Origin of the sequence: Pseudescherichia sp., assembly GCF_032052675.1 — a bacterium.
Lineage (GTDB): Bacteria > Pseudomonadota > Gammaproteobacteria > Enterobacterales > Enterobacteriaceae > Pseudescherichia.
Window position 1 is genome coordinate 104,163 of the sequence record NZ_DAMBWA010000006.1, and the last position, 25,724, is coordinate 129,886.

General features: G+C 59.1%; 20 protein-coding genes. 18 read left to right on the top strand and 2 right to left on the bottom strand.

The features are described from left to right. Nucleotides 1-69: 69 nt before the first annotated feature. The 11 genes from aroA to RTX96_RS10375 all read left to right on the top strand — a co-directional run bounded on the left by aroA (nucleotide 70) and on the right by RTX96_RS10375 (nucleotide 12,930). Nucleotides 70-1,353 (top strand): 3-phosphoshikimate 1-carboxyvinyltransferase, encoded by a 1,284-nt coding sequence (gene aroA / locus RTX96_RS10325; protein ID WP_312670910.1) that lies wholly within the window; start codon nucleotides 70-72, stop codon nucleotides 1,351-1,353. 197 nt (nucleotides 1,354-1,550) lie between these two features. Continuing rightward, entirely contained in the window at nucleotides 1,551-2,234 is a 684-nt protein-coding gene (cmk, locus tag RTX96_RS10330) for a (d)CMP kinase (RefSeq protein ID WP_103819648.1), read from the top strand. 125 nt (nucleotides 2,235-2,359) lie between these two features. Further along, the gene (gene rpsA / locus RTX96_RS10335) at nucleotides 2,360-4,033 is read left to right on the top strand and encodes a 30S ribosomal protein S1 (RefSeq protein WP_103819647.1); all 1,674 of its coding nucleotides are present in this window, start codon (nucleotides 2,360-2,362) and stop codon (nucleotides 4,031-4,033) included. A 125-nt stretch (nucleotides 4,034-4,158) separates the two neighbouring features. Next, nucleotides 4,159-4,446: an integration host factor subunit beta gene (gene ihfB / locus RTX96_RS10340; protein ID WP_103819646.1), complete on the top strand. Its 288-nt coding sequence runs from the start codon at nucleotides 4,159-4,161 to the stop codon at nucleotides 4,444-4,446. A 174-nt stretch (nucleotides 4,447-4,620) separates the two neighbouring features. Beyond that, the gene (locus tag RTX96_RS10345) at nucleotides 4,621-6,885 is read left to right on the top strand and encodes a ComEC family protein (RefSeq protein WP_312670911.1); all 2,265 of its coding nucleotides are present in this window, start codon (nucleotides 4,621-4,623) and stop codon (nucleotides 6,883-6,885) included. 36 nt (nucleotides 6,886-6,921) lie between these two features. After that, on the top strand, nucleotides 6,922-8,670 hold the full coding sequence (msbA, locus tag RTX96_RS10350) for a lipid A ABC transporter ATP-binding protein/permease MsbA (RefSeq protein WP_312670912.1): 1,749 nt from the start codon (nucleotides 6,922-6,924) through the stop codon (nucleotides 8,668-8,670). Beyond that, nucleotides 8,667-9,644, top strand: coding sequence for a tetraacyldisaccharide 4'-kinase (gene lpxK / locus RTX96_RS10355; RefSeq protein ID WP_312670913.1), 978 nt, complete (start codon nucleotides 8,667-8,669; stop codon nucleotides 9,642-9,644). The genes msbA and lpxK overlap by 4 nt, the downstream gene beginning before the upstream one ends. A 42-nt stretch (nucleotides 9,645-9,686) precedes the next feature. Further along, complete coding sequence (locus RTX96_RS10360) at nucleotides 9,687-10,919, top strand: winged helix-turn-helix domain-containing protein (RefSeq protein WP_312670914.1); 1,233 nt, start codon at nucleotides 9,687-9,689, stop codon at nucleotides 10,917-10,919. Nucleotides 10,920-10,971: 52 nt separating this feature from the next. Continuing rightward, on the top strand, nucleotides 10,972-11,154 hold the full coding sequence (gene ycaR / locus RTX96_RS10365) for a protein YcaR (protein WP_103819641.1): 183 nt from the start codon (nucleotides 10,972-10,974) through the stop codon (nucleotides 11,152-11,154). Next, the gene (gene kdsB, locus RTX96_RS10370; RefSeq protein ID WP_312269005.1) at nucleotides 11,151-11,897 is read left to right on the top strand and encodes a 3-deoxy-manno-octulosonate cytidylyltransferase; all 747 of its coding nucleotides are present in this window, start codon (nucleotides 11,151-11,153) and stop codon (nucleotides 11,895-11,897) included. The genes ycaR and kdsB overlap by 4 nt, the downstream gene beginning before the upstream one ends. Nucleotides 11,898-12,036: 139 nt before the next feature. Further along, nucleotides 12,037-12,930 carry a YcbJ family phosphotransferase gene (locus RTX96_RS10375; protein ID WP_103819639.1) on the top strand — a complete coding sequence of 298 codons (894 nt, stop codon included), beginning with the start codon at nucleotides 12,037-12,039 and terminating at the stop codon, nucleotides 12,928-12,930. Here the strand turns inward: RTX96_RS10375 and elyC are convergent. Beyond that, complete coding sequence (gene elyC / locus RTX96_RS10380; RefSeq protein ID WP_312670915.1) at nucleotides 12,907-13,686, bottom strand: envelope biogenesis factor ElyC; 780 nt, start codon at nucleotides 13,684-13,686, stop codon at nucleotides 12,907-12,909. The genes RTX96_RS10375 and elyC overlap by 24 nt on opposite strands. Before the next feature lie 118 nt (nucleotides 13,687-13,804). Between elyC and cmoM the strand changes: the two genes are divergently transcribed. The 7 genes from cmoM to RTX96_RS10415 all read left to right on the top strand — a co-directional run bounded on the left by cmoM (nucleotide 13,805) and on the right by RTX96_RS10415 (nucleotide 24,414). Beyond that, nucleotides 13,805-14,599 (top strand): tRNA uridine 5-oxyacetic acid(34) methyltransferase CmoM, encoded by a 795-nt coding sequence (cmoM, locus tag RTX96_RS10385; protein ID WP_103819638.1) that lies wholly within the window; start codon nucleotides 13,805-13,807, stop codon nucleotides 14,597-14,599. Continuing rightward, nucleotides 14,592-15,914: a chromosome partition protein MukF gene (mukF, locus tag RTX96_RS10390; RefSeq protein WP_312670916.1), complete on the top strand. Its 1,323-nt coding sequence runs from the start codon at nucleotides 14,592-14,594 to the stop codon at nucleotides 15,912-15,914. The genes cmoM and mukF overlap by 8 nt, the downstream gene beginning before the upstream one ends. Next, on the top strand, nucleotides 15,895-16,599 hold the full coding sequence (gene mukE, locus RTX96_RS10395) for a chromosome partition protein MukE (RefSeq protein ID WP_103819636.1): 705 nt from the start codon (nucleotides 15,895-15,897) through the stop codon (nucleotides 16,597-16,599). The genes mukF and mukE overlap by 20 nt, the downstream gene beginning before the upstream one ends. Beyond that, on the top strand, nucleotides 16,599-21,053 hold the full coding sequence (gene mukB, locus RTX96_RS10400) for a chromosome partition protein MukB (protein WP_312670917.1): 4,455 nt from the start codon (nucleotides 16,599-16,601) through the stop codon (nucleotides 21,051-21,053). The genes mukE and mukB overlap by 1 nt, the downstream gene beginning before the upstream one ends. Before the next feature lie 178 nt (nucleotides 21,054-21,231). Beyond that, entirely contained in the window at nucleotides 21,232-23,010 is a 1,779-nt protein-coding gene (gene ldtD, locus RTX96_RS10405) for a L,D-transpeptidase (RefSeq protein WP_312670918.1), read from the top strand. A 183-nt stretch (nucleotides 23,011-23,193) separates the two neighbouring features. Further along, nucleotides 23,194-23,742 carry a YcbK family protein gene (locus tag RTX96_RS10410; RefSeq protein WP_103819633.1) on the top strand — a complete coding sequence of 183 codons (549 nt, stop codon included), beginning with the start codon at nucleotides 23,194-23,196 and terminating at the stop codon, nucleotides 23,740-23,742. Nucleotides 23,743-23,766: 24 nt separating this feature from the next. After that, on the top strand, nucleotides 23,767-24,414 hold the full coding sequence (locus tag RTX96_RS10415; protein WP_103819632.1) for an MBL fold metallo-hydrolase: 648 nt from the start codon (nucleotides 23,767-23,769) through the stop codon (nucleotides 24,412-24,414). 99 nt (nucleotides 24,415-24,513) lie between these two features. Here RTX96_RS10415 and aspC read toward each other — a convergent pair whose 3' ends face one another. Continuing rightward, nucleotides 24,514-25,704 (bottom strand): aspartate transaminase, encoded by a 1,191-nt coding sequence (aspC, locus tag RTX96_RS10420; protein ID WP_268108492.1) that lies wholly within the window; start codon nucleotides 25,702-25,704, stop codon nucleotides 24,514-24,516. Nucleotides 25,705-25,724 lie beyond the last annotated feature (20 nt).

A 25,724-nucleotide genomic window follows, 5' to 3' on the forward strand; every position in this document is an offset into this window, starting at 1 on the left:
TCGCGCTGTTTTTCACCCCCGCACGCCTGCTGCGGGGTTTTTATTATGTTGAGTTGAGAGTTGAGTTTCATGGAATCCCTGACGTTACAACCTATTGCGCGCGTAGACGGCACCATTAATCTGCCTGGTTCTAAGAGTGTCTCGAACCGCGCTCTGCTGCTGGCAGCGCTGGCAAACGGCACCACCGTCCTCACTAACCTGCTGGACAGCGATGACGTGCGCCATATGCTCAATGCGCTGAAAGCGTTAGGCGTTCATTACACGCTCTCTGACGATCGTACCCGCTGTGAAGTGACCGGCAACGGCGGCGCGTTACGCTCTGCAGAAGAAGTTGAATTGTTCCTCGGCAATGCCGGTACGGCGATGCGTCCGTTAGCCGCCGCGCTGTGTCTCGGCAGCAGCAACATTGTGCTGACCGGCGAACCGCGCATGAAAGAGCGTCCGATTGGCCATTTGGTAGATGCGCTGCGTCAGGGCGGCGCCCGGATCGACTATCTTGAGCAAGAGAACTATCCGCCGCTGCGCCTGCGCGGTGGCTTTACCGGCGGTCAGGTGGCGGTAGACGGCAGCGTCTCCAGCCAGTTTCTTACCGCCCTGCTGATGACCGCGCCGCTGGCCTCCCAGGACACCGAAATCTCTATCAAAGGCGATCTGGTTTCGAAGCCCTATATCGATATCACCCTGCATCTGATGAAAACCTTTGGCGTTGAGGTAGAGAACCAGCACTACCAGCGCTTTGTGGTACGCGGCGGGCAGGAGTATCGCTCTCCGGGTCACTACCTGGTTGAGGGCGATGCCTCATCAGCCTCCTATTTCCTGGCGGCGGCGGCCATTAAAGGCGGCACGGTGAAGGTGACCGGTATCGGGCGCAACAGCGTGCAGGGCGATATTCGCTTTGCCGATGTACTGGAGAAGATGGGGGCAACCGTGACCTGGGGCGAGGATTACATCGCCTGCACCCGCGGCGAGCTGAACGCTATCGATATGGATATGAACCATATCCCCGATGCGGCGATGACAATTGCCACTGCCGCGCTCTTTGCCCGCGGAACCACCACGTTGCGCAACATCTATAACTGGCGGGTGAAAGAGACCGATCGCCTGTTTGCGATGGCCACCGAGCTGCGCAAGGTTGGCGCAGAGGTAGAGGAGGGCGAAGACTTTATTCGCGTCACGCCGCCTGCAGAACTGCAGTTTGCGGAAATTGGGACCTATAACGATCATCGGATGGCGATGTGCTTCTCGCTGGTGGCGCTGTCGGCTACGCCGGTCACCATCCTTGACCCGAAGTGTACCGCGAAAACCTTCCCGGACTACTTCGATCAGCTGGCGCGTATTAGCACCTTAGCATGATAAAGAGTATGATAAATCCCTGCCGCATCCTCTGATGCGGCATTTCCTTACGCTTTCTCACACTCATCTCTGACCATTTCTTCTACACTCTGTCTCATTAATTCCGTAATTTACACGCAAAGATAACAGTTGCGTACGTTGGCGCGTATAATGCGCGGCGTTTACGTTCATAGTAAGCCTTTAATAAGGAGAAAAAGATGGCGGCAACTGCCCCGGTAATCACCATTGATGGGCCAAGCGGTGCGGGCAAAGGGACGCTGTGCAAGGCGATGGCTGAAGCACTGCAGTGGCATCTTCTTGACTCGGGTGCGATCTATCGTGTGCTGGCGCTGGCCGCGCTGCATCACCATGTTGACGTTACCTCGGAAGAGATCCTGGTCCCGCTGGCTGCACATCTCGACGTACGCTTTGTATCGACCGATGGCAGGCTGGAGGTGATCCTTGAAGGCGAAGACGTAAGCGGTGAAATCCGCACCCAGGAGGTGGCGAATGCGGCATCCCAGGTGGCAGCATTTCCTCGCGTGCGTGAAGCGCTGCTGCGCCGTCAGCGTGGGTTCCGCGAGCTGCCCGGCCTGATTGCCGACGGTCGCGACATGGGGACCGTGGTGTTCCCGGACGCGCCGGTGAAGATTTTTCTTGACGCCTCCTCGGAAGAGCGCGCGCATCGCCGCATGCTGCAGTTGCAGGAGAAGGGCTTTAGTGTTAACTTTGAACGCCTTTTGGCCGAGATCAAAGAACGTGACGATCGCGATCGTAATCGCCCCGTCGCGCCGCTGGTCCCCGCTGCCGATGCATTAGTACTGGATTCCACCAGTTTAAGCATTGAGCAAGTGATTGAAAAAGCGTTACAATACGCGCGCCAAAAGTTGGCTCTCGCTTAAAGCGACCGAATTTGTAGTAACAAATTATGTAGTACCCCCGCTGCAACGGAGTGACAGCGGGTATGTGAAACAACCCCATCCGGCATGGAGCCAGGTGGACGTTAATATTAACCTGAAGATTAAACATGACTGAATCTTTTGCTCAACTCTTTGAAGAATCCTTAAAAGAAATCGAAACCCGCCCGGGTTCCATCGTTCGTGGTGTTGTTGTTGCTATCGACAAAGACGTCGTACTGGTTGACGCTGGTCTGAAATCTGAGTCTGCCATTCCGGCTGAGCAGTTCAAAAACGCCCAGGGCGAGCTGGAAATCCAGGTTGGTGACGAAGTTGACGTTGCTCTGGATGCAGTAGAAGACGGCTTCGGTGAAACCCTGCTGTCCCGTGAGAAAGCTAAGCGTCACGAAGCTTGGATCACGCTGGAAAAAGCATACGAAGACGCTGAAACTGTTACCGGTGTTATCAACGGCAAAGTTAAAGGTGGCTTCACTGTTGAGCTGAACGGTATTCGTGCGTTCCTGCCAGGTTCCCTGGTTGACGTGCGTCCGGTACGCGATACGCTGCACCTGGAAGGCAAAGAGCTTGAGTTCAAAGTGATCAAGCTTGACCAGAAACGCAACAACGTTGTTGTTTCCCGTCGTGCGGTTATCGAGTCTGAAAACAGCGCAGAACGCGATCAGCTGCTGGAAAACCTGCAGGAAGGCATGGAAGTTAAAGGTATCGTTAAGAACCTCACTGACTACGGTGCATTCGTTGATCTGGGCGGCGTTGACGGCCTGCTGCACATCACTGACATGGCATGGAAACGCGTTAAGCACCCAAGCGAAATCGTGAACGTTGGCGACGAAATCACTGTTAAAGTGCTGAAGTTCGACCGCGAGCGTACCCGTGTATCCCTCGGCCTGAAACAGCTGGGCGAAGATCCGTGGGTGGCTATCGCTAAACGTTACCCGGAAGGCACCAAGCTGACCGGTCGCGTAACCAACCTGACCGACTACGGCTGCTTCGTTGAGATCGAAGAAGGCGTTGAAGGCCTGGTGCACGTTTCCGAAATGGATTGGACCAACAAAAACATCCACCCGTCCAAAGTTGTTAACGTTGGCGACGTAGTGGAAGTGATGGTTCTGGATATCGACGAAGAACGTCGTCGTATCTCCCTGGGCCTGAAACAGTGCAAAAACAACCCGTGGCAGCAGTTCGCGGAAACCCACAACAAGGGCGACCGTGTTGAAGGTAAAATCAAGTCTATCACTGACTTCGGTATCTTCATCGGCCTGGACGGCGGCATCGACGGCCTGGTTCACCTGTCTGACATCTCCTGGAACGTTACAGGCGAAGAAGCAGTTCGTGAATACAAAAAAGGCGACGAAATCGCAGCAGTTGTTCTGCAGGTTGACGCAGAGCGCGAGCGCATCTCCCTGGGCGTTAAGCAGCTGGCAGAAGATCCGTTCAACAACTACGTTGCCCTGAACAAGAAAGGCGCAATCGTAACCGGTAAAGTGACTGCAGTTGACGCGAAAGGCGCAACCGTAGAGCTGGCCGACGGTGTTGAAGGCTACCTGCGCGCTTCTGAAGCTTCCCGTGACCGCGTTGAAGACGCAACTCTGGTTCTGAACGTTGGCGACGAAGTTGAAGCTAAGTTCACCGGTGTTGATCGTAAGAACCGCGCCATCAGCCTGTCTGTTCGTGCTAAAGACGAAGCTGACGAGAAAGATGCAATCGCTTCTGTTAACAACAAACAGGAAGAAGGCAACTTCTCTAACGCTATGGCTGAAGCATTTAAAGCAGCGAAAGGCGAATAAGTTACCCCCAGGTAACTTGACAGGGCGGCTTTTTAGTCCTGTAATCAATAACAAAGGGCGGCTACGGCCGCCCTTGTTTAATCTGCCGCTAGTGAATATTCCTGATTAAGGAAACCGGAGGAATCATGACCAAGTCAGAATTGATCGAAAGACTTGCAAGCCAACAATCTCACATTCCGGCCAAGTCTGTAGAAGACGCCGTGAAAGAGATGCTGGAGCATATGGCCTCGACCCTGGCCCAGGGTGAGCGCATTGAGATCCGCGGTTTCGGCAGTTTCTCTCTGCACTATCGGGCACCACGCACCGGACGTAACCCAAAAACGGGTGATAAAGTGGATCTGGAAGGCAAGTACGTGCCGCACTTTAAACCGGGTAAAGAGCTGCGCGATCGCGCCAACATTTACGAAGGGTAGGTTTTACGCCGCACCGGCGAAAACGTACTTCTCTGAAGAGAGCACCTGCGGGTGCTTTTTTCATTTCTCGCTCCCGCTATTTTCTCCCGCTTCTGAAGCCGCCTCGTAAAACCGAAAAGCACTGGCCGACAGCGCCGCCCGATGCCTGCATACTCGCGGCACAAGGAGGTGACTATGGGTCTGCCCGCCGTTGCGTTTTGTTTGATAACTGCCGTTCTGCCCCTGCTATGGCTTCCGGCCCTGCCGGAATTAAGCGGGATAGCAGCTATTGTCATTGCCGGGTGCCTGCTGGGTTTTGTACGTTATCCGCGTATCCGCTGGCTAGCGCTGTGGCTGCTCTTTTTCGCCTGGGGATTGCTGGCAGCGCAGGAGGCTCTCTGGCCGACAAAAGCGCTGCCGGGGGCGACCCAGCGGGCGGTAGTAAAGATCGTCGCCACCGACAATATGACCGTGCACCGGGGCATTATCGAGCAGTTGGACGGCAGGCGGCTCTACTCCACGCCGGGGATCAACCTGTACGGGCAGTATCTGCCGCAGCCTGGCTGTGCCGGACAGCGCTGGCAGATGACGTTGAAAGTTCGGCCAGTACACGGACAGCTTAACGAAGGCGGCTTCGATACTCAGCGCTATGCCCTGGCCCAGCATCGTCCCGTTAGCGGGCGTTTCATCCATGCTACGCCGATCGATCTGCGTTGTGACCTGCGCGCCCGCTATCTCTCCTCCCTCAGCGCGACGCTGGCCCCTTACGCCTGGCAGCCCGTTATGCTGGGGCTGGGCATGGGAGAGCGCGCCGCGCTCGGTGCCGATGTGAAAGCGCTTATGCGCGAGACCGGTACCGCACACCTGATGGCTATTTCGGGTCTGCATATTGCTCTGGCGGCGTCCCTGGGCTGGCTACTGATGCGCGGCATACAGTTTTTCCTCCCCGGCAACAGGATCAGCTGGCGGCTACCGCTGCTGTTTGGTCTTGCCTGCGCCGCTTACTATGCGTGGCTTACTGGCATGCAGCCTCCGGCCCTGCGTACCGTGGTGTCCCTCGCCGTTTGGGGCGTGCTGCGCCTCTCGGGCAGGCAGTGGTCGCCCTGGCAGGTATGGCTCTGCTGCGTGGCCGCGATCCTGTTTATCGATCCTGTCGCTATCCTCTCCCAAAGCCTGTGGCTCTCCGCGTTCGCCGTTGCTGCGCTGATCTTCTGGTATCAGTGGTTTCCGCTGCCGCGCCTGCCGGGAGGACGCAGCGTGCGCAGCGTCCTGAGCCTGGTGCATTTACAGATGGGCATGATGATCCTGCTTCTGCCCATCCAGGTGACCATCTTTCATGGCATCAGCCTGACCTCAATCGTTGCCAATCTGGTTGCCGTACCGCTGGTGACTTTTGTTACCGTGCCGCTAATTCTCACTGGCATGGTGCTACACCTGAGCGGGCCGGCGATGGTTGAGAGCGGCTGCTGGCTGCTGGCGGACAAAACCCTGGCGCTGCTGGTCTGGTTTTTACGCCAGCTGCCGGATGGCTGGTATGATATTGACCAGCGCTGGCTGGGGCTGGTCTGGCTTCCGTGGGCGGGGATTGTACTTTGGCGGCTGCGCATCTACACCAACGCGCCGTTCCTGAGTCTGGCCCTTGCCATACTACTGACGCTGCCGCGCGGACGGCCTGCCCGCGGCGATGAGTGGGCCGTGCATATGCTGGACGTCGGGCAGGGGCTGGCGATGGTAATTACCCGTAACCAGCGGGCCATGCTCTATGATACCGGGCTGGCGTGGCCAGGCGGGGATAGCGCCCAGCAGCTGATCGTGCCCTGGCTACGCTGGCACCATCTTCGGCCCGATGGCATCATCCTCAGTCATGAGCACCTCGATCACCGGGGCGGGTTGGAGACGCTGAAAAAGGCGTGGCCAGAGATGACCGTGCGCAGTCCGCTGGGGTGGGCCGGGCATCTGCCCTGTTATCGCGGCCAGCGTTGGCAGTGGCAGGGGCTAACCTTTACCGTCCACTGGCCGCTGGCGGGGGAGGTGGCGAAGGGCAATAATGGCTCCTGCGTGGTGAAGGTCGATGACGGTCGGCAGAGCATCCTGCTTACCGGCGACGTCGAAGCACCCGCCGAGCGGCGCATGCTGAGCCGTTACTGGCAGCATCTACAGGCTACACTTATCCAGGTCCCGCATCATGGCAGCAGTACCTCCTCGTCGCTGCCGCTGCTGCAGCGGGTTAACGGACAGGCGGCGCTGGCTTCCGCTTCCCGCTACAACGCCTGGCGGCTTCCCTCAACAAAGGTGATCCGCCGCTACCGACAGCAGGGCTACCGCTGGTATGACACGCCGCACGAGGGACAAACGAGCGTCTATTTTTCCACTAACGGCTGGAAGATCCTCGGCCTGCGCAAGCAACTTTTACCCCGCTGGTATCATCAGCGGTTTGGCGTCCCTGCAGATAACGGGTAGAATATGCGGCTATTTCAACAAGTGCTGGTTTTTTGAATGCATAACGACAAAGATCTCTCTACGTGGCAAACGTTCCGCCGCCTCTGGCCAATGATTGCACCTTTCAAAGCGGGTCTGTTCGTGGCGGGGGTCGCACTGATCCTCAACGCAGCCAGCGATACCTTTATGCTATCGCTTCTGAAACCGCTGCTCGATGAGGGTTTTGGCAAAACGGACCGTTCCGTACTGCTGTGGATGCCGCTGGTGATTATCGGCCTGATGATCCTGCGTGGGATCACCAGCTATATCTCAAGCTACTGTATCTCATGGGTCTCTGGCAAAGTGGTGATGGGGATGCGCCGTCGCCTGTTCAGCCACATGATGGGCATGCCCGTCGCCTTCTTCGACAAGCAGTCCACCGGGACGCTGCTCTCTCGTATCACCTATGACTCTGAGCAGGTTGCCTCCTCCTCATCCAACGCGCTGATTACCGTAGTGCGTGAAGGGGCGTCGATTATCGGCCTGTTTATCATGATGTTCTACTACAGCTGGCAGCTGTCGGTGATCCTGATCGTGCTGGCCCCGATCGTCTCAATTGCCATTCGCGTGGTATCGAAGCGTTTTCGTAATATCAGCAAGAACATGCAGAATACGATGGGGCAGGTGACCACCAGCGCGGAGCAGATGCTGAAGGGACACAAAGAGGTGCTGATGTTTGGCGGCCAGCAGGTTGAAACCGAGCGCTTTGACAAGGTGAGCAACAAGATGCGCCTGCAGGGGATGAAGCTGGTCTCCGCCTCCTCAATCTCGGATCCGATCATTCAGCTGATCGCCTCCCTGGCACTGGCCTTTGTGCTCTATGCGGCGAGCTTCCCCAGCGTAATGGAGACCCTGACCGCCGGGACCATCACCGTGGTCTTCTCCTCAATGATTGCCCTGATGCGCCCGCTGAAGTCGCTGACCAACGTTAACGCCCAATTCCAGCGCGGGATGGCGGCCTGTCAGACGCTGTTTGCCATTCTCGACAGCGAGCAGGAGAAGGACGAAGGCAAGCGCGAAGTTGAGCGTGCCAAAGGCGACGTTGAGTTTCGCAACGTCACCTTTACCTATCCTGGGCGTGAAACCCCGGCGCTGCGCGATATCAACCTGAGCATCGCCGCAGGAAAAACCGTGGCGCTGGTGGGGCGCTCTGGCTCCGGTAAATCGACGCTGGCCAGCCTGATCACCCGTTTCTACGATACCGACAGCGGCGAGATCCTGCTGGACGGCCACGATCTGCGCGAGTACAAGCTGCATTCGCTGCGTAATCAGGTGGCGCTGGTATCGCAAAACGTGCACCTGTTTAACGACACGGTGGCGAATAACATCGCCTACGCTCGGACGGAAGAGTACAGCCGGGAGCAGATCGAGACCGCCGCACGCATGGCCTATGCGATGGACTTTATCAGCAAGATGGATAACGGCCTCGATACCATTATCGGCGAGAACGGCGTGCTGCTCTCCGGCGGCCAGCGCCAGCGTATTGCTATCGCCCGTGCTCTGCTGCGTGACAGCCCGATCCTGATCCTCGACGAGGCCACCTCCGCGCTGGATACCGAATCTGAACGCGCTATCCAGGCCGCGCTGGACGAGCTGCAGAAAAACCGTACCTCGCTGGTGATCGCCCACCGCCTCTCTACCATTGAGAAGGCGGACGAGATCGTGGTCGTCGAAGACGGTCGCATCGTTGAGCGCGGTAGCCATAGCGAACTGCTGGCTCAGCAGGGTGTCTACGCCCAGCTGCATAAGATGCAGTTTGGCGCATGATAGCCCGCATCTGGTCAGGCGAATCACCGCTGTGGCTGCTGCTGCTTCCGCTCGCCTGGCTCTATGGCCTGGTGAGCGGGGCAATCCGTCTCTGCTACCGGCTGGGCATTAAAAAAGCCTGGCGTGCGCCGGTGCCGGTAGTGGTGGTGGGCAATCTCACGGCGGGCGGCAACGGCAAAACGCCGGTAGTGGTCTGGCTGGTTGAGCAGCTGAGCCAGCGCGGCGTGCGGGTTGGCGTGGTCTCTCGCGGCTATGGCGGCAAGGCGGAGCGCTATCCGCTGGTGCTTGACCCACAGACGACGACGGAGCAGGCGGGTGACGAGCCGGTGCTGATCTATCAGCGTACCGGCGCGCCGGTGGCGGTCTCCCCGGTGCGCAGCGACGCGGTGAAAGCGCTGCTGGCCGCGCACGATCTCCAACTCATTGTTACCGACGACGGCCTCCAGCACTACCGCCTTGCCCGCGATAAAGAGATTGTGGTGATCGATGGCGTACGCCGGTTTGGCAACGGCTGGTGGCTGCCTGCCGGACCGATGCGCGAGCGGGCCTCGCGTCTGCGCTCCGTCGATGCGGTGATTACCAACGGCGGCGAGGCGCGAACAGGAGAGATCCCGATGCGTTTGCAGCCTGGCCTTGCCGTGAACCTGAAGAGCGGCGAGCGCCGACCGGTTAGTGAGCTACCCGCCGTGGTGGCGATGGCCGGGATTGGACATCCGCCGCGCTTTTTCCAGACCCTGGCCGACTGCGGCGTGGCGACAGAGAAGACCGTTGCCCTTGCCGATCACCAGGCGCTCAGCTATCCGCAGGTCAGCGGGTTTATCCAACCCGGCCAGACGCTGGTGATGACCGAGAAGGATGCGGTGAAGTGCCGCGCCTTTGCCGACGATAGCTGGTGGTATCTGCCCGTCGATGCCCATCTTGAGGGCGACAAACCCGAACGCCTGCTACAGGATCTGCTCACTCTGGTGCGCTAGCGGCCCAGTGCCGACAGTGCCCTGTTAACCACGGGGATCCGTATGTCTGTGCCGCAACTCTCGCTGACCGCCGCCCGCCATCTCCATCTTGCCGCCCAGGGACTGCTGAAAAAGCCGCGCCGCCGCGCCAGGCCAGCCGATATTCTCTCTACCATTCAGCGCATGTCGCTCCTGCAGATCGATACCATTAATATCGTGGCCCGCAGCCCCTGGCTGGTGCTGTTTAGCCGCCTTGGTGACTACCCGCAGGCGTGGCTTGATGAGGCGCTGCGCCGGGGCGAGCTGATGGAGTACTGGGCGCACGAGGCCTGCTTTTTGCCGCGGGAGGACTTTGCCCTGGTGCGCCACCGGATGCTGGCCCCGGAGAATATGGGCTGGAAATACCGTGCGGCCTGGATGGATGAGCACGCGGCTGAGATTGAGCAGCTGATTGCCCATATCCACGAGAATGGCCCGGTGCGCTCGGCGGATTTCGAACATCCGCGCAAAGGTGCCAGCGGCTGGTGGGAGTGGAAGCCGCACAAGCGCCATCTTGAGGGACTGTTTACCGCCGGTAAGGTGATGGTAGTTGAGCGGCGCAATTTTCAGCGCGTCTACGATCTCACCCATCGCGTGATGCCCCACTGGGATGATGAGCGGGATCTGCTCCCCCAGGCGGTGGCGGAGGATAGGATGCTGGAGAAGAGCGCCCGCAGCTTAGGTATTTTTCGCCCCGCCTGGCTGGCGGACTACTACCGCCTGCGCCAGCCCGCGCTGCCAGCATTGATGGCGCGCTGGCAGGCTGAGCAGAAGGTGGTGCGCGTGGAGGTTGAAACCCTGGGGGAGGCATTTGTACACGCCGACCTGCTGCCGGAGCTTGAGCTGGCCCAGGCGGGCAGGCTGCACGCCACCCACAGCGCGGTACTCTCGCCCTTCGATCCGGTGGTTTGGGATCGCAAGCGCGCCGAGCAGCTCTTTAACTTTACCTACCGGCTGGAGTGCTACACCCCGGCATCGAAACGCCAGTATGGCTATTTTGTCCTGCCGCTGCTGCACTGCGGACAGCTGGTGGGCCGGATGGATGCCAAGATGCACCGCAAAACGGGCGTGCTGGAGATTATTGCCCTTTACCTGGAGCCGGATATCAAGCCGGGCCGCAGGCTGGAGCGCGGCCTCACAGCGGCAATAGCGGATTTTGCCCGCTGGCAGGGCGCACGGCAGGTGGTCTGCAAACGCCTTCCGGAGGGTCTCTTTACCGACAGGCAAGACGGATGGGAAATTGCCGCTGCGGATTAGGGGAATATGATAACATTTAAGATATACCCCTTTCGGTCCCTCAGGAGGAACTATGGATCACCGTCTACTCGAAATCATTGCCTGCCCGGTCTGCAACGGTAAGCTCTACTACAGCCAGGATAAACAAGAGCTGATCTGTAAAGTCGACAGCCTCGCTTTCCCGGTGCGGGAAGGTATTCCGGTACTGCTTGAAAACGAAGCCCGCTCGCTCGCAGCCGAAGAGAGCCGTCCATGAGTTTCGTTGTTATTATTCCTGCGCGTTATGCTTCAACCCGCCTGCCGGGTAAGCCGCTGGTGGATATCAACGGCAAGCCAATGGTCGTGCACGTCCTGGAGCGGGCACGCGAGTCCGGCGCAGCGCGAATTATCGTGGCGACCGATCACCCAGACGTAGCCCAGGCGGTTGAGGCGGCCGGGGGCGAAGTGTGCATGACCCGTGCCGATCACCAGTCCGGCACCGAGCGGCTGGCCGAGGTGGTAGAGAAGTGCGGCTTTAGCGATGACACGGTCATTGTGAACGTTCAGGGCGACGAGCCGATGATCCCGCCGGCGATTATCCGCCAGGTCGCAGAGAATCTGGCCCAGCGCCAGGTGGGGATGGCTACGCTGGCCGTGCCGATCCACAGCGCGGAAGAGGCGTTTAACCCCAACGCGGTAAAAGTGGTGATGGACAGCGAGGGCTATGCGCTCTACTTCTCCCGGGCAACCATTCCCTGGGATCGCGACCGCTTTGCCCAGTCGCGCGAGGCTATCGGCGATACCTTCCTGCGCCATATCGGTATCTACGGCTATCGGGCCGGGTTTATCCGCCGCTACGTCACCTGGCAGCCAAGCCAGCTGGAGCAGATCGAGATGCTTGAACAGCTGCGCGTGCTCTGGCACGGTGAAAAAATTCACGTTGATGTGGCACAGGCCATCCCGGGCACCGGCGTGGATACCGCCGAGGATCTCGCCCGCGTGCGCGCTGAACTCCGCTAGTTCCTCTCTCCCCTCCGGCCGGAGGGGAATTTCTTCACTTTCTACCGCTGTTTTGATCTTATCAGGGTGACATCTCTGTGACGGACGCCCATTATAATAGGTGTAGTCTGCGTAAGGGTATTCCTGAGGGGTAGCGTGAATGGAACAACTACGTGCCGAACTGAGCCACCTGCTGGGGGAAAAACTCAGCCGCGTGGAGTGTGTTAACGAGAAGGCGGATACCGCGCTGTGGTCACTCTACGACAGCCACGGCCACCCTATGCCGTTGCTGGCGAGAAGCTTTACCACGCCGGGTCTGGCGCGACAGCTGGCGTGGAAGATGTCGATGCTGGCGCGCAGCGGTACAGTCCGTATGCCGGTGGTGTACGGCGTGATGACCCATGACGAGCACCCCGGTCCGGACGTGCTGCTGATTGAGCGGCTGCGCGGCGTGCCCGTTGAAGCCCCGGCCCGCACGCCGGAGCGCTGGGAGCAGCTTAAGGATCAGATCGTTGAGGCGCTGCTCGCCTGGCACCGGCAGGACAGCCACGGCTGCGTCGGCGTGGTGGACAGTACCCAGGAGAACATCTGGCCCTCATGGTATCGTCAGCGGGTTGAGGTGCTGTGGAACACCCTCAATCAGTTTAAAAATACCGGCCTGACGATGCAGGACAAACGGATCCTGTTTCGCACCCGGGAGTGCCTGCCCAAACTCTTCGAAGGCTTTAACGACAACTGCGTGCTGGTGCACGGCAATTTCAACCTGCGCAGCATGTTAAAAGATGCCCGCACCGACCAGCTGGTGGCGGTAGTGGGGCCAGGGGTGATGCTTTGGGCGCCGCGCGAGTACGAGCTATTCCGTCTCTCCGACAGCGCGCTGGCGGAAGGGCTGCTGTGGCACTATCTTCAGCACGCCCCGGTGGCAGAGTCGTTTATCTGGCGACGCTGGCTCTATACCCTGTGGGACGAGGTCGCGCAGCTGGTGAATACCGGCCATTTCAGCCGCACTAATTTTGACCTCGCCTCTAAATCACTCCTGCCGTGGATCGCCTGACGAACCCTTAAGCCACTGCCAGATGCGACCCAGCGTCTCGTAGCCGACCCGGTCGCTGTGTATCAGCCACACCGGAGAGGGAATAATGCGCTCCCAAAGATTAAGCGGCGAGTCGATCGCCAGCTGGTTCGCGGGAGCAGGCAGGGGATTTAATCCCGCGTGACGGAAAAAGATCATCGCCCGAGGCAGATGCGATGCCGAAGTCACCAGTAGAAACGGCGTCTCACCGATGGCCTGCTTCACAGCTGCGGCCTCCTCTTCGGTATCCCTGGCGCTGTCAAGCGTCAGGATGTCGCTGCGCGGGATGCCCAGGGTTTCCGCCACGCGTGCTCCCGCCTCGGCGGTGCTGACCGGGTTCGTCGCTGCCGCCGCGCCGGTGAAGATCATTTTGGCGCCAGGATTAAGCCGCCACAGGCGTACCGCCTCTGTGAGACGCGGCAGGCTGTTGTTGATGAGGTTCGAACTGGGCGCCCACGTATCGTTCCAGGTGTAGCCGCCGCCAAGCACCACGATGTATTTTACCTGCTGGGTACCGCGCCAGGTGGGGTAGGTCTGCTCTATCGGCCTGAGCATGCCGTCTGCCACCGGCTGCAGGCTGATCAGCACCAGCGCCAGCCAGCCGGCGCTCATCAGCGCCTTACCGGACTTCTGATAGCGGGTAAACCAGACCAGCGCCAGGCCAATCCCCATCAGCAAAAGCAGCAGCGGCAGGGGCAGCAGCATCCCACCAATGTATTTCTTCAGCGTAAAAAGCATGGCTTCCGTTTCCTTTTTGACCATACAGCAGGTTATTCTGTGGATCTTACACCAGATAGGTTCCTTCTTAACGCGGGTGTGACAAAATAGCGGTTTTGCCAGGATCGCGGAGTAGCAGATGCAGGATCGCAATTTCGATGACATCGCGGAGAAGTTTTCCCGCAATATATATGGCACCACGAAAGGGCAGCTACGCCAGGCGATCCTGTGGCAGGATCTTGATGCCCTGCTCGCGACCTGTGGTCCACGACCGCTGCGCATTCTCGATGCCGGTGGCGGAGAGGGGCAGACGGCCATCCGGCTGGCGAAGCTCGGTCATCACGTCACCCTGTGCGATCTGTCGGGTGAGATGGTCGCCCGGGCCAGCGCGGCGGCAGAGGCGGAAGGTGTGATCGACAACATGCATTTTATCCACTGTGCCGCTCAGGACATTGCCCAGCATTTGGAATCGCCGGTCGATCTGATATTGTTCCATGCCGTGCTGGAGTGGGTCGCCGAGCCGGTTGCCGTGCTGCAAACCCTCTGGTCGGTGCTACGTCACGGCGGCGCGCTGTCGCTGATGTTTTACAATGCCAACGGCCTGCTGATGCGGAACGTGCTGGTGGGCAATTTTGGCTATGTACAGCAGGGCATGTACAAAAAGAAACGACGGACGCTTTCACCGGACTTTCCGCGCGATCCGCAGCAGGTCTACGGCTGGCTCGAAGAGATGGGCTGGCAGATCACCGGTAAAACCGGTATCAGGGTTTTTCACGACTATCTGCGCGATAAGCAAAAACAGCATGACTGTTTTGCTGCATTAGTGGAGTTAGAGACGCGTTACTGCCGCCAGGAGCCTTACCTGAGCCTTGGCCGCTATATACACGTTACCGCGCAGAAGCCGCAGGTAGATACAAGGATTAACGATGAGTGAATTTTCCCAGACAGTCCCCGAACTGGTTGCCTGGGCCAGAAAAAATGATTTCTCGATCTCGCTGCCGGTAGACAGGCTCTCCTTTTTGCTGGCCGTCGCCACGCTCAACGGCGAGCGGCTGGACGGTGAGATGAGCGAAGGGGAGCTGATTGACGCGTTTCGTCACGTCAGCGAGGCGTTTGAGCAGACCAGCGAAACCATCGGCGTGCGCGCCAACAACGCCATCAACGATATGGTGCGCCAGCGCCTGCTGAACCGCTTTACCAGCGAGCAGGCCGAGGGGAACGCCATCTACCGTTTAACGCCCCTCGGTATCGGCATCACGGACTACTACATTCGCCAGCGCGAATTCTCCACACTGCGCCTCTCGATGCAGCTCTCTATTGTGGCCAGCGAGCTGAAACGCGCCGCCGACGCCGCAGCCGAAGGTGGGGACGAGTTCCACTGGCATCGTCACGTCTATGCTCCGCTTAAGTACTCCGTCGCCGAGATTTTCGACAGCATCGATCTGACCCAGCGCATTATGGACGAGCAGCAGCAGCTGGTGAAAGATGACATCGCCCAGCTGCTGAACAAAGACTGGCGGGCGGCTATCTCGAGTTGTGAGCTTCTGCTGTCGGAGACCTCCGGGACCCTGCGCGAGTTACAGGATACGCTGGAGGCGGCGGGGGATAAGCTGCAAGCCAACCTGCTGCGCATCCAGGATGCCACCCTCGCCCATAACGATCTCGAGTTTGTCGACCGGCTGGTGTTCGATCTGCAAAGCAAGCTGGACCGCATTATCAGCTGGGGTCAGCAGGCTATCGATCTGTGGATTGGCTACGACCGCCACGTGCATAAGTTTATCCGTACCGCCATCGATATGGATAAAAACCGCGTCTTTGCCCAGCGTCTGCGCCAGTCAGTGCAGTCTTACTTTGATGCGCCGTGGGCATTGACCTACGCCAGCGCCGATCGTCTGCTGGATATGCGCGATGAAGAGATGACGCTGCGCGATGAAGAGGTCACCGGCGAACTGCCGCCGGATCTCGAGTTCGAAGAGTTTAACGAAATTCGCGAGCAGCTTGCCGCCATGATTGAAGCGCAGCTGGCGGTGTATAAAACCAGAGGCGTGCCACTGGATCTCGGTCTCGTGGTGCGCGAATATCTGGCGCAATATCCGCGGGCGCGTCACTTTGACGTTGCGCGAATTGTGGTTGATCAGGCGGTACGTCTCGGCGTAGCGCAGGGCGATTTCACCGGGCTGCCAGCAAAATGGCAGCCAATTAATGATTACGGAGCCAGGGTACAGGCGCATGTCATTGACAAATATTGAACAAGTGATGCCAGTCAAGCTGGCGCAGGCGTTGGCTAACCCGTTGTTCCCGGCGCTGGACAGTCAGCTGCGTGCCGGTCGCCACATTGGTCTTGATGAGCTGGATAATCACGCATTTTTGATGGACTTCCAGGAGTATCTGGAGGAGTTTTATGCCCGCTATAACGTGGAGCTGATCCGCGCGCCGGAAGGGTTTTTCTACCTGCGTCCGCGCTCCACAACGCTGATCCCGCGCTCGGTGCTCTCTGAGCTGGATATGATGGTTGGCAAGATCCTCTGCTACCTCTATCTCAGCCCTGAGCGTCTGGCCAACGAAGGTATCTTTACCCAGCAGGAGCTCTACGATGAGCTGCTGGCGCTGGCGGACGAAAGCAAGCTGCTGAAGCTGGTCAACAACCGCTCTACCGGCTCCGACGTCGACCGGCAGAAGCTTCAGGAAAAAGTGCGCTCCTCGCTGAACCGCCTGCGCCGCCTGGGCATGGTCTGGTTTATGGGCAACGACAGCAGCAAGTTTCGTATCACCGAGTCGGTGTTCCGCTTCGGCGCTGACGTGCGCGGCGGAGACGATCTGCGTGAAGCGCAGCTGCGCATGATCCGCGACGGCGAGGCCATGCCGGTAGAGAACCACCTGCAGCTCAATGATGAGCAAGACGAGAATCAGCCGGACAGTGCGGAGGAAGAGTAATGATTGATCGCGGTAAATTTCGCTCGCTAACGCTGATTAACTGGAACGGCTTTTTTGCCCGGACCTTTGACCTGGACGAGCTGGTCACTACGCTGTCAGGCGGTAACGGGGCCGGTAAATCCACCACGATGGCGGCCTTTGTCACGGCGCTGATCCCGGATTTGACCCTGCTTCACTTCCGAAACACCACCGAAGCGGGGGCCACCAGCGGCTCGCGTGATAAGGGCCTGCACGGCAAGCTGAAGGCGGGCGTCTGTTACTCGGTGCTGGACGTCATCAACTCGCGCAACCAGCGCGTAGTGGTCGGCGTGCGCCTGCAGCAGGTCGCCGGACGCGATCGCAAGGTAGATATTAAACCCTTTGCGATTCAGGGCCTGCCAACCAGCATCCAGCCGACAACGCTGCTGACCGAGACGCTCAACGAGCGCCAGGCGCGGGTGCTGACGCTGAACGAGCTGAAAGAGAAGCTGGACGAGATCGAAGGCGTTCAGTTCAAGCAGTTCAACTCGATCACTGATTACCATGCCCTGATGTTCGATCTGGGCATCGTGGCGCGTCGCCTGCGCTCCGCCTCAGATCGTAGCAAGTTCTACCGTCTGATCGAGGCCTCGCTCTACGGCGGGATCTCCAGCGCCATTACCCGCTCGCTGCGCGACTACCTGCTGCCGGAGAACGGCGGGGTGCGCAAGGCATTCCAGGATATGGAAGCCGCGCTGCGCGAGAACCGCATGACGCTCGAGGCGATCCGCGTCACCCAGTCGGACAGGGATCTCTTTAAGCACCTGATCAGCGAAGCCACCAACTACGTGGCCTCGGACTACATGCGCCACGCTAACGAGCGCCGGGTGCATCTCGATCAGGCTCTGGCCTTCCGCCGGGATCTCTTTACCTCCCGGTCGCAGCTGGCCGCCGAGCAGTATAAGCACGTCGACATGGCGCGAGAGCTGCATGAGCATACCGGTGCGGAGGGGGATCTCGAAGCGGATCACCAGGCCGCCAGCGACCATCTGAACCTGGTCCAAACTGCGCTGCGTCAGCAAGAGAAAATTGAGCGCTACGAAGCGGATCTCGACGAGCTGCAAATCCGTCTGGAGGAGCAGAACGAGGTGGTAGCGGAGGCTGCCGACCGCCAGGAGGAGAACGAGGCCCGGGCAGAAGCCGCTGAGCTGGAGGTGGATGAGCTGAAGAGTCAGCTTGCCAACTATCAGCAGGCCCTCGACGTGCAGCAGACCCGCGCTATTCAGTATAACCAGGGCCTGGCCGCGCTGGAGCGCGCCCAGGCCCTGTGCCACATTCCGGATCTGACGCCGGAAAGCGCCCAGCAGTGGCAGGAGACCTTCCAGGCCAAAGAGCAGGAAGCGACCGAAAAACTGCTCTCGCTGGAGCAGAAGATGAGCGTGGCTCAGACCGCGCACAGCCAGTTTGAGCAGGCTTACCAGCTGGTAGCGGCCATTAACGGTCCGCTGTCGCGGGATGAAGCCTGGAGCGTGGCCCGGGAGCTGCTGCGCGACGCCGTTAACCAGCGCCATCTGGCGGAGCAGGTGCAGCCTCTGCGGATGCGTCTTAACGAGCTGGAGCAGCGTCTGCGCGAGCAGCAGGATGCCGAGCGCCTGCTGGCCGAATTCTGCAAGCGTCACAACAAGCGCGTCGACGCCGACGAGCTGGAGGCCCTGCACCAGCAGCTGGAGGCGCAGATTGCCGCCCTCTCTGAGACCGTTGCCAACGCCGGTGAGCAGCGCATGGCCCTGCGCCAGGAGCTGGAGCAGCTGCAGGCGCGTATTCAGCGCCTGCTGAAGCGCGCCCCGGTCTGGCTGGCCGCGCAGAATAGCCTCAACCAGCTCTGTGAGCAGAGCGGGCAAGAGTTTGAATCGAGCCAGGACGTAACCGAGTATCTGCAACAGCTGCTGGAGCGCGAGCGCGAAGCGATTGTTGAGCGGGATGAGATCGGCGCTCGCAAACAGGCGGTGGACGATGAGATTGAGCGTCTGAGCCAGCCGGGCGGCGCGGAAGATGCCCGCCTCAACGCCCTGGCGGAACGCTTCGGCGGGGTACTGCTCTCTGAAATCTATGATGACGTTAGCCTTGACGATGCGCCTTACTACTCGGCGCTGTATGGTCCGTCGCGTCACGCCATCGTGGTGCCGGATCTCTCCCTGATCGCCGACCAGCTGGAAGGATTAACCGACTGTCCGGAAGATCTCTATCTGATCGAGGGGGATCCGCAATCCTTTGACGACAGCGTCTTTGCCGTCGACGAACTGGAGAAAGCGGTGATCGTTAAGGTAGCCGATCGCCAGTGGCGCTACTCGCGCTTCCCATCGCTGCCGCTGTTTGGCCGCGCCGCGCGCGAAAACCGTATTGAGAGCCTGCACGCCGAGCGCGAAACCCTGGCGGAGCGTTTTGCCACGCTGTCGTTTGACGTCCAGAAAACCCAGCGTCTGCACCAGGCCTTCAGCCGCTTTATCGGCAGCCATCTGGCGGTCGCCTTTGAGGACGATCCGGAAGCGGAGATCCGTACCCTGACCACTCGCCGGGGCGAGCTTGAGCGGGCCATCAGCGCCCATGAGAGCGATAACCAGCAGAGCCGCGTCCAGTACGATCAGGCGAAGGAGGGCGTCAGCGCCCTGAACCGCCTGCTGCCCCGCGTTAACCTGCTGAGCGACGATACCCTGGCCGACCGCGTGGATGAGATCCGCGAGCGCCTTGACGAGGCCCAGGAAGCAGCCCGCTTTATCCAGCAGTACGGCAATCAGCTGGCGAAGCTGGAGCCAATGGTTTCCGTTCTGCAGAGCGATCCAGAGCAGTTTGAACAGTTAAAAGAGGACTACGCTTACTCACAGCAGGTGCAGCGTGAAGCGCGCCAGCAGGCGTTTGCCCTCACCGAGGTGGTGCAGCGTCGCGCCCACTTCAGCTACAGCGACTCTGCCGAGATGCTTACCGGCAACAGCGATCTCAACGAGAAGCTGCGCCAGCGCCTGGAGCAGGCGGAGAGCGAACGCGCCCGCGCCCGTGAGGCGTTGCGCAGCCACGCCGCCCAGCTCAGCCAGTACGGCCAGGTACAGGCGTCGCTGAAAAGTTCTTACGACACCAAGAAAGAGCTGCTGAACGATCTGCATAAAGAGCTGCAGGAGATTGGCGTCCGGGCCGATAGCGGCTCGGAAGAGCGGGCGCGCATCCGTCGCGATGAGCTTTATGCCCAGCTCTCCAGCAACCGCGCGCGCCGCAACCAGCTGGAGAAAGCCCTGACCTTCTGCGAAGCGGAGATGGATAACCTGACCCGCAAGCTCAAGCGTCTTGAGCGTGATTACTACGAGAAGCGCGAGCAGGTGGTGACGGCCAAAGCGGGCTGGTGCGCAGTAATGCGGATGGTGAAAGATAACGGCGTTGAGCGCCGCCTGCACCGTCGCGAGCTGGCCTACCTCTCCGCCGACGAGCTGCGATCCATGTCGGATAAGGCGCTGGGTGCGCTGCGTCTGGCGGTGGCGGATAATGAACACCTGCGCGACGTGCTGCGCATGTCGGAAGATCCGAAGCGTCCTGAACGTAAGATCCAGTTCTTTGTCGCGGTCTACCAGCATCTGCGCGAGCGTATCCGTCAGGACATCATTCGCACTGACGATCCGGTTGAAGCGATTGAGCAGATGGAGATCGAGCTGGGCCGTCTGACGGAAGAGCTGACCTCCCGCGAGCAGAAGCTGGCGATCAGCTCCCGCAGCGCGGCAAACATCATTCGCAAAACCATCCAGCGCGAGCAGAACCGTATCCGCCAGCTCAACCAGGGGCTGCAGAGCGTCTCCTTTGGCCAGGTGAACAGCGTGCGCCTGAACGTGAACGTGCGCGAGACCCACGCTACGCTGCTGGACGTGCTCTCTGAGCAGCATGAGCAGCATCAGGATCTGTTCAACAGCAACCGCCTGACCTTCTCGGAAGCGCTGGCGAAGCTCTACCAGCGCCTGAACCCGCAGATTGATATGGGTCAGCGTACGCCGCAGACCATTGGTGAAGAGCTGCTCGACTACCGCAACTATCTGGAGATGGAGGTTGAAGTTAACCGCGGCTCCGACGGCTGGCTGCGTGCCGAGTCCGGCGCACTCTCTACCGGGGAAGCGATCGGGACCGGGATGTCGATTCTGGTGATGGTGGTGCAGAGCTGGGAAGACGAAGCGCGTCGCCTGCGCGGGAAAGATATCTCTCCGTGCCGCCTGCTGTTCCTTGATGAGGCCGCCCGTCTTGATGCCCGCTCTATCGCCACGCTGTTTGAGCTGTGCGAACGACTGGAGATGCAGCTGATTATCGCTGCCCCTGAAAACATCAGTCCAGAGAAAGGTACCACCTACAAGCTGGTGCGTAAGGTGTTCAACAATCAAGAACACGTGCACGTGGTGGGTCTGCGCGGCTTTGCTCCACAGCTGCCCGAGCCGCTGCCCGGCACGGCGGATGCCAGCGTAACCTGACGGACAGTAGAGCTAAAGGGCGGCAGCGTAGCCGCCCTTTTTTATGGCTTGCTGGCCCAACCAGAGCCAGATCAATCTTTAATCTTCTTTACATTTTGCCGGGCAAATGTATTTTTGTCTTTATATACTCATAGAACCAGACGGATTAATCGATTCGTTTTTAAACAGGGGGCAAGGGATGTTGCTGAAGAAGAAAGAGAGTCGTCGGGTGTCCGCATTGAGTTTGTGCGTGGCCCTCACGTTTGCTCCGCTGTTTAGTGCGATGGCCGATGAGCCAGAAGTTGTGCCTACCGATAGTTCTGCCAGCATGGGCGTACAGCCTACGGCGCTGGCCGAGCCGCTGGCGCAGTCCCACGCCACCGCAGTGTTGGCGGGCGTTGAGGCGCTGGCCGATGCTGGCCTGATGGCCAAAACCCGTACCGAAATCCAGTCTCAGCTACCGGCTGGCTATACCCCGGTCTACATGAATCAGCTCGTTGCGCTCTATGCTGCTCGGGAGCAGAAGGCGATGTGGGACGATCGCGAAGCGGTTAAAGCGTTTCAGCAGCAGCTTGCCGAAGTGGCTATCGCTGGTTTTCAGCCGCAGTTTACAAAATGGGTTGAATTGTTAACCGATCCTGCCGTCACCGGCCAGGCCCGGGACGTGGTGCTCTCCGACGCCATGCTGGGCTATCTGCACTTTATCGCTGGCATTCCCGTCAAGGGCAACAGCTGGCTCTATAGCGCCAAACCCTATCCGCTGGCGACCCCGCCGCTGACGGTGATCAACCAGTGGCAGATGGCGCTGGATAACGGCCAGCTGACGCACTTTGTCGCCAGCCTTGCGCCGCAGCATGCCCAGTACGCAATGATGCATCAGTCGCTGCTGAAGCTGCTGGGTGACACGCGGCCCTGGCCGGTACTCAAGAGTACCGCCACGCTGCGTCCCGGACAGTGGAGCAACGATATTCCGGCTCTGCGGGAGATCCTCTCTCGCACCGGCATGCTGGATAGCGCTGAGAACATCGTTCTGCCGGGAGATAAGCCTAAAAAGGCGAAGCCTGCCCGCGGCGGTTACTACGATCGCGACCTGGTCGCGGCGGTAAAACGTTTCCAGACCTGGCAGGGATTGGGAAGCGATGGCTCAATCGGCCAGTCTACTCGCGACTGGCTGAACGTTACGCCCGCCCAGCGTGCAGGCGTGCTGGCCCTTAATATTCAGCGTCTGCGTCTGCTGCCTGATACGGTCTCTACCGGCATCATGGTGAATATTCCGGCCTACTCGCTGGTCTACTATCAGCAGGGCAACGAGGTGCTGGCCTCCCGAGTGATCGTGGGCCGTCCGGATCGCAAGACGCCGATGATGAGCAGCGCGCTCAATAACGTCGTAGTCAATCCACCGTGGAACGTGCCGCCGACGCTGGCGCGCAAGGATATTCTGCCTAAAGTGTGGAACGATCCGGGCTATCTCGAGCGGCATAACTATGTTGTACTGCGCGGCTGGAACAGCAAAGAGACTATCGATCCGTGGCGGGTCGACTGGGGTACTATCACGCCGTCTAATCTGCCGTTCCGCTTCCAGCAGGCGCCCGGGGCGCACAACTCGCTGGGCCGCTACAAGTTCAATATGCCCAGCTCGGATGCCATCTACCTGCACGATACGCCAAACCATAATCTGTTCCAGAAGAACGAGCGCGCGCTCAGCTCCGGCTGCGTTCGCGTGAACAAAGCGTCTGAGCTGGCCAGCATGCTGCTGCAGGACGCGGGCTGGAACGACACGCGTATCTCTGACGCGCTGCAGGAGGGGAATACGCGCTACGTGAATATTCGGCAGAATATTCCGGTGAACCTCTACTACCTGACCGCTTTCGTAGGCAGCGATGGGCGTACCCAGTATCGTACAGATATTTACAATTACGATCTGACCGCTCGTTCAGGTGCCGACGTCCTGCCGAAGGCGGAACAATTAATCAGATAAATGAAGTAGTTCAGATTAATCCATTCTCTAAATCACTGGTAAAAACGGGCCATCCAGGCTACGCTGCCCCGCTTTACCAGGCTTGACCTTCCTTGACGTAAGAAATTTTGCCCGGTAATGTGCTTTTTCACGCGCCAGAAGTGCATTAATTAAGCAAACTTTTTACCTGTAGACCTGATTATCATGGATAAATTTGACGCTAATCGCCGCAAACTGCTGGCGTTAGGTGGCGTTGCACTTGGTGCAGCCATCCTGCCAACGCCTGCGTTCGCGACCCTCTCTACGCCACGCCCACGGATCCTGACTCTCAATAATTTACATACCGGGGAGTCAATCAAAGCCGAATTTTTTGACGGCAAGGGCTATATTCAGGATGAATTAGCTAAACTTAACCACTTTTTCCGCGATTTTCGCGCCAATAAAGTGACGTCCATTGACCCTAAGCTTTTCGACCAGATCTACCGCCTGCAGGGCCTGCTCGGCACGCGTAAACCGGTTCAGCTTATCTCTGGCTATCGCTCTGTCGATACCAACAATGAGCTTCGCGCCCACAGCAGCGGCGTCGCGAAGCACAGCTATCACACCAAAGGCCAGGCAATGGATTTCCATATTGAAGGCCTCGCATTAAGCAATATTCGCAAAGCTGCGTTATCTATGGGTGCAGGTGGTGTAGGATATTACCCGCGCAGCAACTTTGTACATATTGATACCGGGCCGGTTCGGCACTGGTAACAAGGCTTAATGAAAAGGAGCAGTATGAACTATCGTCTTATTCCGGTTACCGCGTTCTCCCAGAACTGTTCGTTGATCTGGTGTGAAGAGACGCGTCAGGCCGCGCTGGTGGATCCCGGCGGCGACGCCGAGCGTATCAAAGAGGTGGTTGCCGCCTCTGACGTCACGCTGACGCAGATTTTGCTCACCCACGGTCATCTCGATCACGTGGGGGCCGCCGCCGAGCTGGCGCAGCACTACGGTGTGCCGATTGTTGGCCCGGAAAAAGAGGATGAGTTCTGGCTGACCGGGCTTCCTGCCCAGAGCCGTATGTTTGGCCTTGAGGAGTGTCAGCCTCTGACGCCCGATCGCTGGCTGGACGAAGGCGAGAGTGTGACCGTCGGCAAGGTCACGCTCGAGGTACTGCACTGCCCGGGCCATACGCCGGGACACATTGTCTTCTTCGATGCGCAGTCGCGCCTGCTGGTGTCGGGAGATGTGATCTTTAAGGGTGGGGTAGGGCGCAGCGATTTCCCGCGCGGCGACCACGGTCAGCTGATCGACTCCATCAAGCGCAAATTGCTGCCGCTGGGCGACGACGTGACCTTTATTCCCGGTCACGGGCCCATGTCGACCCTGGGAGAAGAGCGCCTGCACAACCCGTTTTTGCAGGATGAGCAGCCGATCTGGTAATACCGATCTGGTAATAGATTGTGTCGGGTGGCGCTACGCTGACCCGACCTACCTAATCTGTAAGCCCGGTAAGCATAGCGCTACCGGGCTTTTCTTTACTTACAGTACCGCGACGATGGCTTCACACAGCGGAGCCATATTGTCCGGGGTCATACCTGCAACGTTAACGCGACCGGATGCCACCGCATAGACGCCAAACTCCTCGCGCAGGCGCTGAACCTGCTCTTTGGTCAGGCCGCTGAATGAGAACATGCCGTTCTGCTTGATGATAAAGCTGAAGTCACGGTTAGCCCCTTTCTCCTGCAGCGTATTCACAAACAGCAGACGCATGCGCTGAATGCGCTGGCGCATATCGGTCAGCTCCTGCTCCCAGATGGCGCGCAGGGCATCATTGCTGAGGATGGTTGCCACCACGGAGGCACCGTGCGCCGGCGGGTTGGAGTAGTTGGCACGGATCACGGACTTCAGCTGGCTAAAGGCACGATCGGCGGTATCCGCATCGGCGGTCACCAGGGTGCAGGCCCCAACGCGCTCGTTATAGAGACCAAAGTTTTTCGAGTAGGAGCTGGCAACGATCAGCTCTTTATGCAGCGCAGCAAAGGCGCGCAGCCCCTCTGCATCCTCCTCCAGACCACGGGCAAAGCCCTGATAGGCAAAGTCAAACAGCGGCAGCCAGCCCTTCTCAACGGAGAGCTGCGCCAGGGTCTGCCACTGATCCAGCGTCGGATCGATACCGGTTGGGTTATGGCAGCAGCCGTGGAACAATACTACGTCGCCCGCCTGGGCTTCGTTCAGGCTCGCCAGCAGACCGTCAAAGTCCAGAGTATGGTTGGCCGCGTCGTAGTAGGCATACTCGCGTACTTCCAGTCCGGCAGCGTTGAAGACGCCTTTATGGTTCGGCCAGCTCGGATTGCTCACCCAGACGCGTTTAACGTCGGTGTTTTTCGCCAGGAAGTCCGCCGCCACGCGCAGCGCGCCGGTGCCGCCCGGGGTCTGCGCCGTACGGGCGCGTTGGTCGTTAATCACCGCGCTGCCTTTGCCAAACAGCAGCTCCTGGGTGCAGCGACCAAATTCCGGGATCCCGTCAATGCCGAGATAGTTCTTCGTCGTCTCGTTCTCCAGCAGATACTGCTCGGCTTTCTTCACGCTGGTCAGCACCGGCGTTTTACCGGTTTCATCTTTATAGACGCCGATGCCAAGGTTAATTTTTGTCGGACGTTGGTCGGCACGAAACAGATCGGCTAACCCCAGAATAGGGTCAGCAGGGGCTGCGGTAATATTCTCAAACATGACGAGGTTCCATTTTGATG

What these genes read in the sequence shown, in the direction of transcription:
- aroA (WP_312670910.1), top strand. Translation starts at nt 70, where the DNA reads ATGGAATCCCTGACGTTACAACCTATTGCGCGCGTAGACGGCACCATT.
- cmk (WP_103819648.1), top strand. Translation starts at nt 1,551, where the DNA reads ATGGCGGCAACTGCCCCGGTAATCACCATTGATGGGCCAAGCGGTGCG.
- rpsA (WP_103819647.1), top strand. Translation starts at nt 2,360, where the DNA reads ATGACTGAATCTTTTGCTCAACTCTTTGAAGAATCCTTAAAAGAAATC.
- ihfB (WP_103819646.1), top strand. Translation starts at nt 4,159, where the DNA reads ATGACCAAGTCAGAATTGATCGAAAGACTTGCAAGCCAACAATCTCAC.
- RTX96_RS10345 (WP_312670911.1), top strand. Translation starts at nt 4,621, where the DNA reads ATGGGTCTGCCCGCCGTTGCGTTTTGTTTGATAACTGCCGTTCTGCCC.
- msbA (WP_312670912.1), top strand. Translation starts at nt 6,922, where the DNA reads ATGCATAACGACAAAGATCTCTCTACGTGGCAAACGTTCCGCCGCCTC.
- lpxK (WP_312670913.1), top strand. Translation starts at nt 8,667, where the DNA reads ATGATAGCCCGCATCTGGTCAGGCGAATCACCGCTGTGGCTGCTGCTG.
- RTX96_RS10360 (WP_312670914.1), top strand. Translation starts at nt 9,687, where the DNA reads ATGTCTGTGCCGCAACTCTCGCTGACCGCCGCCCGCCATCTCCATCTT.
- ycaR (WP_103819641.1), top strand. Translation starts at nt 10,972, where the DNA reads ATGGATCACCGTCTACTCGAAATCATTGCCTGCCCGGTCTGCAACGGT.
- kdsB (WP_312269005.1), top strand. Translation starts at nt 11,151, where the DNA reads ATGAGTTTCGTTGTTATTATTCCTGCGCGTTATGCTTCAACCCGCCTG.
- RTX96_RS10375 (WP_103819639.1), top strand. Translation starts at nt 12,037, where the DNA reads ATGGAACAACTACGTGCCGAACTGAGCCACCTGCTGGGGGAAAAACTC.
- elyC (WP_312670915.1), bottom strand. Translation starts at nt 13,686, where the DNA reads ATGCTTTTTACGCTGAAGAAATACATTGGTGGGATGCTGCTGCCCCTG.
- cmoM (WP_103819638.1), top strand. Translation starts at nt 13,805, where the DNA reads ATGCAGGATCGCAATTTCGATGACATCGCGGAGAAGTTTTCCCGCAAT.
- mukF (WP_312670916.1), top strand. Translation starts at nt 14,592, where the DNA reads ATGAGTGAATTTTCCCAGACAGTCCCCGAACTGGTTGCCTGGGCCAGA.
- mukE (WP_103819636.1), top strand. Translation starts at nt 15,895, where the DNA reads ATGTCATTGACAAATATTGAACAAGTGATGCCAGTCAAGCTGGCGCAG.
- mukB (WP_312670917.1), top strand. Translation starts at nt 16,599, where the DNA reads ATGATTGATCGCGGTAAATTTCGCTCGCTAACGCTGATTAACTGGAAC.
- ldtD (WP_312670918.1), top strand. Translation starts at nt 21,232, where the DNA reads ATGTTGCTGAAGAAGAAAGAGAGTCGTCGGGTGTCCGCATTGAGTTTG.
- RTX96_RS10410 (WP_103819633.1), top strand. Translation starts at nt 23,194, where the DNA reads ATGGATAAATTTGACGCTAATCGCCGCAAACTGCTGGCGTTAGGTGGC.
- RTX96_RS10415 (WP_103819632.1), top strand. Translation starts at nt 23,767, where the DNA reads ATGAACTATCGTCTTATTCCGGTTACCGCGTTCTCCCAGAACTGTTCG.
- aspC (WP_268108492.1), bottom strand. Translation starts at nt 25,704, where the DNA reads ATGTTTGAGAATATTACCGCAGCCCCTGCTGACCCTATTCTGGGGTTA.